Source organism: Actinomadura sp. NPDC048032 (assembly GCF_040653175.1).
GTDB lineage: Bacteria > Actinomycetota > Actinomycetes > Streptosporangiales > Streptosporangiaceae > Spirillospora > Spirillospora verrucosospora.
In genome coordinates, this window is sequence record NZ_JBEZJP010000252.1 from 1 (window position 1) to 11724 (window position 11724).

General features: G+C 74.2%; 11 protein-coding genes and 1 pseudogene. 7 read left to right on the forward strand and 5 right to left on the reverse strand.

Translation table 11 applies throughout. The features are described 5' to 3' along the window. Positions 1 to 332, reverse strand: a pseudogene (locus AB0C69_RS27280) (hypothetical protein); the annotation flags it as partial. A gap of 76 nt (positions 333 to 408) precedes the next feature. Between AB0C69_RS27280 and AB0C69_RS27285 the strand changes: the two are divergent. After that, on the forward strand, positions 409 to 1428 hold the full coding sequence (locus tag AB0C69_RS27285) for an ROK family transcriptional regulator (protein WP_360358071.1): 1020 nt from the start codon (positions 409 to 411) through the stop codon (positions 1426 to 1428). A 31-nt stretch (positions 1429 to 1459) separates the two neighbouring features. On the opposite strand, the gene AB0C69_RS27290 is transcribed toward AB0C69_RS27285, so the two are convergent. Further along, positions 1460 to 2125, reverse strand: a complete 666-nt coding sequence (locus AB0C69_RS27290) for a helix-turn-helix domain-containing protein (RefSeq protein ID WP_345179095.1) — start codon at positions 2123 to 2125, stop codon at positions 1460 to 1462. Continuing rightward, entirely contained in the window at positions 2122 to 3345 is a 1224-nt protein-coding gene (locus tag AB0C69_RS27295; protein WP_360358074.1) for an acyl-CoA dehydrogenase family protein, read from the reverse strand. The genes AB0C69_RS27290 and AB0C69_RS27295 overlap by 4 nt, the downstream gene beginning before the upstream one ends. Before the next feature lie 46 nt (positions 3346 to 3391). Between AB0C69_RS27295 and AB0C69_RS27300 the strand changes: the two genes are divergently transcribed. Further along, positions 3392 to 4138, forward strand: coding sequence for an SDR family NAD(P)-dependent oxidoreductase (locus AB0C69_RS27300; protein WP_345179092.1), 747 nt, complete (start codon positions 3392 to 3394; stop codon positions 4136 to 4138). Positions 4139 to 4164: 26 nt separating this feature from the next. Then, positions 4165 to 5121 carry an NADPH:quinone oxidoreductase family protein gene (locus tag AB0C69_RS27305; RefSeq protein ID WP_360358076.1) on the forward strand — a complete coding sequence of 319 codons (957 nt, stop codon included), beginning with the start codon at positions 4165 to 4167 and terminating at the stop codon, positions 5119 to 5121. Positions 5122 to 5134: 13 nt separating this feature from the next. Here AB0C69_RS27305 and AB0C69_RS27310 read toward each other — a convergent pair whose 3' ends face one another. Both AB0C69_RS27310 and AB0C69_RS27315 read right to left on the reverse strand, forming a co-directional pair. Then, a complete protein-coding gene (locus AB0C69_RS27310) occupies positions 5135 to 5809 on the reverse strand; it encodes a response regulator transcription factor (protein WP_179834470.1) in 675 nt (224 codons plus the stop codon). A gap of 39 nt (positions 5810 to 5848) precedes the next feature. Continuing rightward, on the reverse strand, positions 5849 to 7102 hold the full coding sequence (locus AB0C69_RS27315; RefSeq protein WP_360358078.1) for a sensor histidine kinase: 1254 nt from the start codon (positions 7100 to 7102) through the stop codon (positions 5849 to 5851). A gap of 297 nt (positions 7103 to 7399) precedes the next feature. Here AB0C69_RS27315 and AB0C69_RS27320 point away from each other — a divergent pair, with 297 nt between their 5' ends. The 4 genes from AB0C69_RS27320 to AB0C69_RS27335 all read left to right on the forward strand — a co-directional run. After that, positions 7400 to 7903, forward strand: a complete 504-nt coding sequence (locus AB0C69_RS27320; RefSeq protein WP_360358080.1) for a cysteine dioxygenase family protein — start codon at positions 7400 to 7402, stop codon at positions 7901 to 7903. 61 nt (positions 7904 to 7964) lie between these two features. Further along, complete coding sequence (locus AB0C69_RS27325; protein WP_353834145.1) at positions 7965 to 8597, forward strand: methyltransferase domain-containing protein; 633 nt, start codon at positions 7965 to 7967, stop codon at positions 8595 to 8597. Positions 8598 to 8645: 48 nt separating this feature from the next. After that, positions 8646 to 10109 (forward strand): sugar porter family MFS transporter, encoded by a 1464-nt coding sequence (locus AB0C69_RS27330; RefSeq protein WP_353834144.1) that lies wholly within the window; start codon positions 8646 to 8648, stop codon positions 10107 to 10109. Positions 10110 to 10392: 283 nt separating this feature from the next. Beyond that, positions 10393 to 11724 (forward strand): threonine--tRNA ligase (locus AB0C69_RS27335; protein ID WP_360358083.1); only part of this gene is annotated, 1332 nt, incomplete at its 3' end.

Here is an 11724-nt window from a genome sequence, read left to right on the forward strand (position 1 = left end):
AGTCGTTCGCCGCCGGCTGCTGCGAGCGGGTGGACGTCCGGTTCGACGGCGAGCCCGCGGGGCTGCCGGCCGAGCGCGGGCAGCGCCCCGGCGGCGCACCAGGCCGCGATCAGCAGGCGGGTGGCGCGGCGCTCGCCGATCCGGTGCGCGATGCGGCTCGCGGTCGGCATGCCGATGAACGCGCCCACGGACGGGCAGAGCAGCGCCGCGCCGAGCAGGGTGGGGGACAGGTCGAGCCGGTCCTGGATCCAGGGGATGCGGGTGGCGAGCGTGCCGGCGACGGCGCCGTGCAGGGCGAACACGACCGCGATGGCGCGGTGGGGGGAGTTCATGATCTCAAAAACTAACAGGCAGCCTTCCTGATGAAAAGTGGATCGGGCAGGTTCCCTGCCTACTAGCATGGGGGCCGTGAAGACCGCCGACCCGACGATGGCCCGCGCGATCAACGACCGGCTGGCCCTCGACCTGCTGCTGGAGCGCGGGCCGCTGACCGCGCCGCAGCTGCGGACCCTGACCGGGCTGTCGCGGCCGACGGTGTCCGACCTGATCGAGCGGCTGCGGGCCGGCGGGCTGATCGAGGCGGCGGGGGAGACCGGCGCCGACCGGCGCGGCCCGAACGCCCGCCTCTACGGGCTGGTCGCCGACCGCGCCCACGTCGCCGGGGTCGACCTGCGCCGCGACGCCGTGCACGTCAGCGTCTCCGACATCGCGGGCAACCCGGCGGGATCGGCCTCGCGGCCGCTGCCCCCGTCCCCCGACCTGTGCGCCCTCGTCGCCGGCGCGGTGACCGAGGCGGCCGGCGGCCGCGCCCTGCACACGGTCGTGCTGGGGACCCCCGGGCTGATCGACCCGCGCACCGGGCGCGCCACCGACAGCGGCGTCCCCGGCGGCCGGCCCGACCTCGGCGCGGCCCTGCGCGACCGGCTGGGCGCCCCGGTGCTGGTGGAGAACGAGGTCAACCTTGGCGCCATCGCCGAACACCGGGAGGGCGCGGCGGCCGGCCGCGACGACTTCGCGCTGCTCTGGCTGGACGACGGCGTCGGCGGGGCGCTCTTCCTCGACGGGCGGCTGCGGCGCGGCGCGTCGGGCGGCGCGGGCGAGGTGGGCCTGCTGAAGGTCGGCGGCACCGACTTCTGCGCCCTGCTCGACGAGGAGGCCGTCGCGGGTCTCGGCGACGAGGCCATCGCCGGGCGCATCGCCGAGGCGGTGTTCGTGCTCGTCGCCGTCCTGGACCCGGGGCTCGTGGTGCTCGGCGGGGCGCTCGGCCGAGCGGGCGGCGACCGGCTCGCGGGCCTGGTCGCCGCGCACCTGGGCCTCCTCAGCCCGGCCGCCACCGACGTGCGGCCGAGCCGCGTCGAGGGCGACGCCGTGCTGCGCGGGGCGGTGCTCACCGCCCTCGACCTCGTCCGCGACGACGTCTTCGGCTAGGCCGGCCGGGCGCCGCCGGGCCGCGGGCCGCTCACTCCTTCGGCAGGCGCTCGCCCGCCCGGAGCCGGTCCAGGCCGAGCCAGATGAACTCCACGGCCATCTGCTCGGCGCGCTCGCGCGGCGTGTCGGGATGCTCCAGCCACCACGACACCATCGACAGCATCGACCCGTACATCAGCGGGACGAGCAGCCGCGCCCGCCGCTCGTTCACCGCGAGCGCCGCCGGCGACAGCGCCGGGTCGGCGCGGCGGCGGCGCAGCAGCAGGTCGGCGAACGCGGTGCCGAGCCGGTCCCGCAGCTCCCGCAGCTCCAGGCCCACCTCGGGCTTGTCGAGGTGCCGGACCACGAGGGCCCACGCGTCCGGCTCCTCGGTGGCGTAGTCGAACAGCACCCGGATCATCGCCCGGATGCCGTCGGCCGAACCGTGCGCGGCGAGCACGGCCCGGTTCAGCCGGCCGGTGAGCTCGGCCACGATCGCCTCGGTGACCTCGGCGAACAGCTCCTCCTTGGAGGTGAAGTGCTGGTACAGCAGCGCCTTGGACACCTGCGCCTCCGACGCCACGTGCTCCATCTGGGTCAGGTGGTAGCCGCGCCGTCCGAACTCCGCCAGCGCCGCCTGGAGCAGCTGCTCGCGCCGCCGGGCGTGCGGCATGCGCCGCCGCGCGCCCGGCGCCGCCTCCCCCGTGCCGTCCGTCATGTGCCGAGGTACCGTCCGAGCTCGGCGCGGGCCACGCTCCGCACGTGGACCTCGTCCGGGCCGTCCGCGAGGCGCAGCGTGCGCAGCCCGGCCCACATCGCGGCGAGCGGGGTGTCGTCGCTGACGCCGGCGCCGCCGTGCACCTGGATCGCCCGGTCCACCACGTCCAGCGCGACGCGCGGGGCGATCACCTTGATCGCGGCGACCTCGGACCGGGCGGCCTGCACGCCGTGCTCGTCGATCAGCCAGGCGGTCTTGAGGGTGAGCAGCCGGGCCTGCTCGATCGCCATCCGCGACTCGGCGATCTGCTGGCGCACCACGCCCTGCTTGGCCAGCGGCCCGCCGAAGGCGACGCGCGACACCGCGCGCTCGCACATCAGCTCCAGCGCCCGCTCGGCCATCCCGATCGCGCGCATGCAGTGGTGGATGCGGCCGGGGCCGAGGCGGGCCTGCGCGATGGCGAAGCCGCCGCCCTCCTCGCCGACCAGGTTCTCCACCGGGACGCGGACGTCGGTGAAGGTGATCTCGCAGTGGCCGTGCTGGTCCTGGTAGCCGAACACGGGCAGCGGCCGGACGATCTCCACCCCGGGCGCGTCGAGCGGCACGAGCACCATCGACTGCTGCCGGTAGGGGTGGCCCTCGGGGTCCGTCTTGCCCATCACGATCATGATCTTGCAGCGCGGGTCGGCGGAGCCGCTGATCCACCACTTGCGGCCGTTGACGACGTAGTGGTCGCCGTCGCGCTCGATGCGGGTGGAGATGTTGGTGGCGTCCGAGCTCGCCACGTCCGGCTCCGTCATCGCGAACGCGCTGCGGATCTCGCCCCTCAGCAGCGGCGCGAGCCAGCGCTCCTTCTGCTCGGGCGTGCCGAACAGGTGCAGGACCTCCATGTTGCCGGTGTCGGGCGCCGCGCAGTTGATGGCCTCCGGCGCCAGGCTGGGGGAGCGGCCCGTCACCTCGGCGAGCGAGGCGTAGTCGGTGACCGAGAGGCCGTGCGCGGGGTCCTCGCTGTCGGGAAGGAACAGGTTCCAGAGGCCGCGCCCGCGCGCCTCGGCCTTGAGGTCCTCGACCACCTGCGGGACATGGTGCTCGCGGCCCGCCGCGCGCAGCTCCGCCCGCTGGGCCGCGTAGACCGGCTCGGCCGGGTAGACGTGGGAGTCCATGAAGTCCTGGAGGCGGCCGAGGTGGTCCCGGGCCCGCTCGCTCAAACCGAAGTCCATTCCGCTAGAGTAACTGACGAGTCAGTTACTTCGGGAGGAGTCCCCCATGGCACCCTTCGACGGCACCGGCAAGGTCGCACTGGTCACGGGCGGGTCCAACGGAATCGGGGCCGCGGTGGCGCGCCGCCTCGCCCGCGAGGGCGCGCGGGTCGTGCTCGCCGACGTCGACGTGGAGGCCGGGGACGCGCTCGCGGAGGAGCTGGACGGCGCGTTCGTCCGCTGCGACGTGCGCGACCCCGCCGACAGCGAGGCCGCCGTCGCGACCGCCGTCGACCGCTTCGGGGGCCTGGACGTGGCGTTCCTCAACGCCGGGGTGGCGGGCGGCGGGGGCGTCGGCGACGACTTCGACCTCGCGGCGTACCGGCGGGCCATGGGAATCAACCTCGACGGCGTCGTGTTCGGCGCGCACGCCGCGCTGCCCGCGCTGCGCGCCCGGGGCGGCGGCGACATCGTGGCCACCGCGAGCATGGCCGCGCTCACGGCGACGCCGTTCGACCCGGTCTACGGCGCGAACAAGGCGGCCGTGGTCGGACTGGTCCGCGCCCTCGGCCCCGCGTTCGCCGAGGAGGGCGTCCGCGTGAACGCGCTGTGCCCCTCCTTCGCCGACACCGACATCCTGACCCCGATGAAGGGGCACCTCCAGAAGACGGGCTTCCCGATCCTGGAGGTGGGGGACGTGGTCGAGGCGTTCATGCGGATCCTGGACGCCGGCGGCGCCGGCGAGGCGTGGTACGTCGTGCCGGGCCGCCCGTCCGAGCCGTTCCGCTTCCGCGGCGTCCCCGGCCCCCGCTGAGCATCCGAGAGCTTCCGAGGAGAGTCATGCGCGCGATACAGATCACCGAGTTCGGCGGTCCCGAGGTCCTGACCGTCGCCGAGCTTCCCGAGCCGGCCGCCGGGCCGGGGCACCTGCTCATCGACGTCTCCCGGGCCGGCGTCAACTACGCCGACACCCACCAGGCCGAGAACAGCTACCTCTCGGAGTCCACGCTGCCGATGGTGCCGGGCGGCGAGGTCGTGGGCGCCACGCCCGACGGCCGCCGCGTCGTCGCGCTCGTCGGCAGCGGCGGCTACGCGGAGAAGGCCGTCGCCCCCGAAGCGCTGGCCTGGGACGTCCCGGACGAGATCGACGACGTCACCGCCCTCGGCATGATCGTCCAGGGGGCGTCGGCGTGGGTGCTGCTGCGCCGCAGCGTCCACCTGGAGCCCGGCGAGTCCGTCGTCGTGCACGCCGCCGCGGGCGGGGTCGGGACGATCGCCGTGCAGCTCGCCAAGGCGTGGGGCGCCGGGCGGGTCATCGCGACCGCCTCGTCGGAGCGCAAGCGGCAGCTCGCCCTCGACCTCGGAGCCGACGTCGCGATCGACGCGGGCGTGCCCGACCTCACCCGGGCGCTGATCGAGGCCAACGAGGGCAGGCGCGTCGACACCGTCCTGGAGATGACCGGCGGGACGGTGACCGACCAGAGCCTGCGCGCCCTGGCCCCGTTCGGCCGCCTCGCCTTCTACGGCATGGCGTCGCGCACGGAGCCCTCGCCCGTCCGGCCCGCCACGCTCATGTCGCACTCCACCACGATCTCCGGCATGTGGCTGGCGCACGTCTTCCAGCTCCCCGGCAACGTGATGCGCCAGGCGCTGGACGAGCTGTTCGCCCTCGCCGCGGACGGCGTGGTCCGCGTCGTCGCCGGCGGCGAGTACGGGCTGACCGAGGCGCGGCAGGCCCACGAGGACCTGCGCGCCCGCCGCACCACCGGCAAGCTCGTCCTCGACCCGTCGCGCTGAGCCGCGCCCGCCGCTAGCCGACGAGCCCGTTCTCGTAGGCGTAGACGACGGCCTGGGTGCGGTCGCGCAGCCCGAGCTTGGTCAGCACGTGCCCGACGTGCGTCTTCACCGTCTGCTCGGCCAGCACCAGCTCGGCGGCGATCTCGGCGTTGGACAGGCCGCGGGCCATGAGCCGCAGCACGTCCAGCTCGCGCGGCGTCAGGCCCGCGGTCGCCTTCGGGCTCGGCCGCTGGTGGCGGCGCCGGCGCGCGAAGTCGCCGATCAGCCGGCGGGTGATGGACGGGGCGAGCAGCGCGTCGCCCGCCGCCACCACCCGCACGCCGTTCACCAGGTCCGCCGCCGAGGCGTCCTTCAGCAGGAAGCCGCTGGCCCCCGCGCCGAGCGCCTCGTAGACGTACTCGTCGAGGTCGAAGGTGGTCAGCATGAGCACCTTCGGCCGCGCGCCGGCCGGGTCCGCGTCCGGGTCGGGGGAGCCGGCCAGCTCGGCGGTGGCGGCCAGGCCGTCCATCTCGGGCATCCGGATGTCCATGACGACCACGTCCGGGTCGAGCCGGCGGGCCATCTCCACCGCCTCGCGGCCGTTGCCCGCCTGCCCGATCACCTCGATCCCGGGATCGGAGGACAGCAGCGCCGCGAGCCCGTCGCGGATCATCACCTGGTCGTCGGCGATCAGCACCCGAATCGTCACGGCACAACCCTACGGCCGGGATGCTCCGGCCCGCCCCGGCTAGTCCGGATCGCCATAGGGGAGCTCGGCGACGACCGACCAGCCGGCGTCCTCGCGCGGCCCGGCGTCGAGGCTGCCGCCGAGCATCGTGGCGCGCTCGCGCATGCCGACCAGCCCGTGGCCGCCGCCGTGCGACTCCTCCGGCGTGCTGCGGGCGCCGTCGTCGGTGACCGACACCGTCAGGGTGTCGTTGCCGTACCGCACCTCGACGTGGACCCGGGAGCCCGGCGCGTACCGGGAGGCGTTGCTCAGCGACTCCTGGACGATCCGGTACGCCGACAGGTCGACCCCGGCGTGCAGGGGGCGCGGCATCCCGACGACGGTGCTCGCGACCGACAGTCCCGAGCGGCGGGCCGCGCCGATCAGGTCGTCCAGCCGTTCCAGGCCGGGCTGGGGGGCGCGCTCGGCGCCCTCGTCGTCGGCGCGCAGGAGCCCGACGACCCGGCGCGTCTCGGTCAGCGCCTCGCGGGCCGCGTCCCGGACGACCTCGAAGGTCTGCCGCGCCGCGTCCGGCAGCTCGGGGATCTTGTAGGGGGCGGCCTCCGCCTGCATCGCGATCACCGACATGTGGTGGGCGACGACGTCGTGCAGCTCGCGGGCGATGCGGGCCCGCTCCTCCAGCACCGCCTGCCGGGCGAGGTCGCGCCGGTGCTGCTCCTCGCGCCACCGCAGCTCCTCCACGGCCGAGTGCCGCCCGCCGACCGCGTCGCCGAAGGTCAGCGTGACCGCCGCGATGCCGGCGAGGATCATGCCGAACCAGCCGGGCATCCCGATCAGCACGGCGGGCGCCAGCACGCCGGCGATGGTCACCGCGCCGACGCCGACGGTGGTCTGCCGGGCGGCGCCGACGCCGACGAAGAACAGGATGATGATGAGGGCGAGGATCGCCGTCACCGGCCACGGCATGAAGCCCTCGCCGTGCCGGACGAAGACCGTCAGCAGCAGCCCGGTCGCCGCGACCCGCCAGGCGGCCAGGGGCCAGCGGGCCGCGAACAGCAGGGGCAACGCCTGCAGCGCGCCGAGGGGCCAGGCCAGCTGGGCGTTGACGTGGTACTGCGTGATGGAGATGGCGATGTCCCCGGCGGTGAAGCCGACGGCCAGCAGCGTCAGGACGATCAGGATCGGGATGCGCAGCGCCGGGTGGGCGGGCAGCAGCGTGACGGCCGGTTCGTCGTGGCCGGGCACGAGGGCGGCGCGGACGCCGGCGGCCAGCCGGGTGCGGCCCGCGGTCGCGGGGCGGTCTGGATCGTTCATTTGGCTGCGAGCCTAGAACGCCCGGCTCCCCGGAGGCCTGACCCGGTGGAGGGAGATCCGATCCAGCCCCTGGGTATCAGGCCCGGGCGGCGCCCGCGGCGGCGGGGAGGGACGGTAAACAGCTATTTCCGATTGACTTTATATGGAATCTGGGCCACGCTGGTGCCCGTGCCGATCACCGGACTCCGCCACGAGCGCCTCCATGTCGACCTGCGCCGCCAGGCCAGCGCGCTGTGTCGCCGCCCGTCCCGCCCAGCGCGACGAGGAATGGCAGCACACCGCTAGGAGAGCGACCGCATGACCGTCACCACGACCGGCCTCACCGTGCCCGCGCCCGAAGGCGCCCCCTTCACGCCCCGGAGCCTCGCCGAACGGGCGCGCGGGCTCGCCGCCGACCCGGGGGAGTGGCTGCTCCGGGTCCGGCTCGACCCGAGAGGGCGCTGGTACGAGCGCGTCCACCAGGACGCCGACCACGAGATCTGGCTGATCAGCTGGCTGCCCGGCCAGTCGACCGGCTTCCACGACCACGGCGACTCCGCGGGCGCGTTCGCGGTCGCCCTCGGGACCCTGGAGGAACAGCGCGTCACCGCCGCGCGGCGGATCGGGACCGCCCGCGGCGTCGGAGCCGGGCAGGCCCACTCCTTCGGGCCGGGCTACGTCCACGACGTGCGCAACACCTCGGACGCGCCCGCCGTCAGCGTCCACGTCTACTCGCCGCCGCTCAGCGCGATGCGCCGGTACGACGTCGACTCGGGCAGCGGCCTGGTCCGGCTCGCCGACGAGTCCGCCGCCGACTGGTGAGGCCGGCGAGCCCGGGGCCGCCGATCTTGCGGTGATCGCCGGGGCGGCGGAGACTGCGGGAATGACCGACCTGAGCCATCCGATCTTCGCCCGCCTCTATCCGCGGCTGGACGCCGGCTGCGCCAAGGCGGGCGGCGACGCGTGCCGCGCGGAGCTGCTGGCCGGGGCGTCCGGCCGCGTGGTGGAGGTGGGCGCCGGATACGGGGCCAACTTCCCGCACTACCCGCCCGAGGTCACCGAGGTCGTCGCAGTCGAGCCCGAGCCGCGGCTGCGCGCGAAGGCCGCCCACGCGGCCGGCCGCGCGCCGGTCCCGATCACGGTGCGCCCCGGCCTCGCCGAGGACCTCGACCTCGACGACGCGTCGTTCGACGTGGCGGTGGCGTCGCTCGTGCTGTGCTCGGTCCGGGACCCCATCCGGGCGCTGGCCGAGCTGCGGCGCGTCCTCAAGCCGGGCGGCGAGCTGCGCTACTACGAGCACGTGCGGGGCGGCACGCCCGGCAAGGTGCGGTTCCAGCGCTACGCCGACCTGCTGTGGCCGTTCTTCGCCGCCGGCTGCCACGTCACCCGCCCGACGGGCGAGTGGATCGCCGGCAGCGGCTTCACCGTGCGCGCCGAGCGGCGGTTCGAGTTCCCCGAGCCGAGCCGGGCCAACCCGGCCTCGCCGCACGTGCTCGGAATCGCCGTGCGCGACTGACCGGACGCCGCCCGCATAAGGTCCGGCTCCCGGGGAAGATCGGGCTCCATGACGGCAGCGGGCAGCGGACCGAGGCAGGCGGACGAGCACCGCGAGGACGGGACCTCGCACTCCGCGGCGGTGGCGGCGCTGCTGGCGGGAGCGGCGGCCCTCGGCGGATTCCTGTTCGGCTACGACTCCTCAGTGATCAACGGGACGGTCGACGCGCTCAAGAAGGAGTTCGGCCTCGGCGGCTTCGCGGTCGGCTTCGTGGTCTCCGCCGCGCTGCTCGGCTGCGCCGCCGGGGCCTGGTTCGCGGGGCCGCTGAGCGACCGGATCGGCCGGGTGCGGGTGATGCTCATCGCCGCCGGGCTGTTCGTGGTCAGCTCGCTCGGCTCCGCGCTGGCCTTCAGCGCCGTGGACCTCACCGCCTGGCGGCTGGTCGGCGGCCTCGCCATCGGCGCCGCGTCGGTGATCGCGCCCGCCTACATCGCCGAGATCGCCCCGGCCGCGCTGCGCGGCCGGCTCGGCTCGCTGCAGCAGATGGCGATCGTGCTCGGCATCTTCGCCGCCCTCGTGGTCGACTACGTCATCGCGCGGGTGTCCGACGGCGGCGCCACCGGAACGTTCCCCTGGGGCGGCGGCGCGTGGCGGTGGATGTTCGCCAGCGCCATCGTCCCGGCCGTGATGTACGGCGTGATCGCCACCACGATCCCCGAGTCGCCCCGCTACCTGGTCAAGAAGCACGAGACGGCCCGCGCGCGGCAGGTGCTGCGGCGCGTGATGGGCCGCGGCGACGTGGACGTGAAGATCAGCGAGATCGTCCGCTCCATCGCCGCGGACCGGCCCGTCCGGCTCGGCGACCTGCGCGGCGGCCGGTTCGGCCTGATGCCGATCGTGTGGGCCGGGATCCTGCTGTCGGTGTTCCAGCAGTTCGTCGGCATCAACGTGATCTTCTACTACTCCTCCTCGCTGTGGCAGGCCGTCGGGTTCTCCGAGAACGACGCGATGCTCACCTCGGTGATCAACTCGGTCGTCAACGTCGCGTTCACGCTGGTCGCGATCGCGCTCGTCGACCGGATCGGGCGGCGCCCGCTGCTGCTGGCCGGAGCCGCCGGCATGGCGGTCTCCCTCGGCACCCTCACGCTCTGCTTCGCGACCGCCCCCGTGGTGGACGGCGCGCCCGACCTCCGCGGCGTCGCCGGTCCCGTGGCGCTCGTCGCGGCCAACGTGTTCGTCGCCTCCTTCGCGGCGACGTGGGGGCCGGTCGTGTGGGTGATGCTCGGCGAGATGTTCAACAACTTCATCCGGGCCTCCGCCCTGGCCGTCGCCGCCGCCTCGCAGTGGCTGGCCAACTGGGTGGTCACCACGACGTTCCCCGGCATCTCCGGCTTCTCCCTGGGCCTCGCCTACGGCCTCTACACCCTGTTCTCGATCCTGGCGTTCCTGTTCGTGTTCCGCGCGGTCCCCGAGACCAAGGGGCGCGAACTGGAGGACATGGACGACCTCGCCGCTCCGCGGGCCCGCGCGTAAAGGCCGGGCCGCGCGCCCGCCCATCGGTTAGAGTGGCTCCATGCCGTACGTGTCCGCAGAGACGACGACGCCGGGTTCCTCCCGGCGCGACGGCGGCATGTCCTGACATTGCACGCGGAAGGGCCCCGGGAGCGATCCCCGGGGCCCTTCCGCCGTCCGGGGACGCCGCGGGCCCTCCGCCGACCGAGAGGAGCGGCCGATGGAACCGCACGCGTCCGGGGGACCCCCCGAGTCGATAGCATCGAACCCCGTTGACCCCGACCCATCATCGCGAGGAGTACCCGTGTCCACCGTGTCTGAGCTGCGCATCACCCTCGACGGCAGCGAGCGGGCGGTGCCGGCGGGCACCACCGCGGGCCAGGCGCTGGAGGCCGACGGCCGCACCGTGATCGCCGCCCGCGTCAACGGCGAGCTGCGCGACCTCGCGGGCGAGCTGCGCGACGGCGACGCCGTCGAGCCGGTGCGGATCGGCTCGGACGACGGCCGGGCGATCATGCGCCACTCCGCCGCCCACGTGATGGCGCAGGCCGTCCAGGAGCTGTTCCCCGAGGCGAAGCTGGGCATCGGCCCGCCGGTGGAGAACGGCTTCTACTACGACTTCGACGTCCCCGAGCCGTTCACCCCCGACGACCTCAAGCGCATCGAGAAGCGGATGCGCGAGATCGTCAAGCAGGGGCAGCGGTTCGCCCGCCGCCCCGTCTCCGAGGAGGACGCGCGCGCCGAGCTGGCCGCCGAGCCCTACAAGCTGGAGCTGATCGGGCTGAAGGGGTCCGGCCCGGTCGCGGACGCCGCCGACGGCGCCGAGGTCGAGGTGGGCGGCGGCGAGCTGACCATCTACGACAACCTGGACGCCAAGTCCGGCGAGCTGCGCTGGAAGGACCTGTGCCGCGGTCCGCACCTGCCGTCCACCCGGGTCATCCCCGCGTTCAAGCTGATGCGCTCGGGCGGCGCCTACTGGCGCGGCAGCGAGAAGAACCCGCAGCTCCAGCGGATCTACGGCACCGCCTGGGAGTCCCGCGACAAGCAGGACGAGTACCTGAAGTTCCTGGAGGAGGCCGAGAAGCGCGACCACCGCCGCCTCGGCGCCGAGCTCGACCTGTTCTCCTTCCCGAACGAGATCGGCAGCGGCCTCGCCGTCTTCCACCCGAAGGGCGGCGCCGTCCGCAAGGTGATGGAGGACTACTCGCGCCGCCGGCACGAGGAGGAGGGGTACGAGTTCGTCAACACCCCGCACATCACCAAGGGCCACCTGTTCGAGACCTCCGGGCACCTCGGCTGGTACAAGGACGACATGTTCCCCGCCATGGAGGTCGACGGCGGCGACTACTACCTCAAGCCGATGAACTGCCCGATGCACAACCTGATCTTCCGGGCGCGCGGCCGGTCCTACCGGGAGCTGCCGCTGCGGCTGTTCGAGTTCGGGTCGGTGTACCGGTACGAGAAGTCGGGCGTCGTGCACGGCCTCACCCGCGTGCGGGGCATGACCCAGGACGACGCGCACATCTACTGCACCGAGGACCAGATGGGCGAGGAGATCAAGCGCCTCCTCGACTTCGTCCTCGGCCTGCTGCGCGACTACGGGCTGAACGAGTTCTACCTGGAGCTGTCCACCCGC

Excerpts from the sequence above, each read along its gene's own strand:
- AB0C69_RS27290 (WP_345179095.1), bottom strand. The coding sequence starts at position 2,125 with ATGACGGACGGCACGGGGGAGGCGGCGCCGGGCGCGCGGCGGCGCATG.
- AB0C69_RS27295 (WP_360358074.1), bottom strand. The coding sequence starts at position 3,345 with ATGGACTTCGGTTTGAGCGAGCGGGCCCGGGACCACCTCGGCCGCCTC.
- AB0C69_RS27300 (WP_345179092.1), top strand. The coding sequence starts at position 3,392 with ATGGCACCCTTCGACGGCACCGGCAAGGTCGCACTGGTCACGGGCGGG.
- AB0C69_RS27305 (WP_360358076.1), top strand. The coding sequence starts at position 4,165 with ATGCGCGCGATACAGATCACCGAGTTCGGCGGTCCCGAGGTCCTGACC.
- AB0C69_RS27315 (WP_360358078.1), bottom strand. The coding sequence starts at position 7,102 with ATGAACGATCCAGACCGCCCCGCGACCGCGGGCCGCACCCGGCTGGCC.
- AB0C69_RS27320 (WP_360358080.1), top strand. The coding sequence starts at position 7,400 with ATGACCGTCACCACGACCGGCCTCACCGTGCCCGCGCCCGAAGGCGCC.
- AB0C69_RS27325 (WP_353834145.1), top strand. The coding sequence starts at position 7,965 with ATGACCGACCTGAGCCATCCGATCTTCGCCCGCCTCTATCCGCGGCTG.
- AB0C69_RS27330 (WP_353834144.1), top strand. The coding sequence starts at position 8,646 with ATGACGGCAGCGGGCAGCGGACCGAGGCAGGCGGACGAGCACCGCGAG.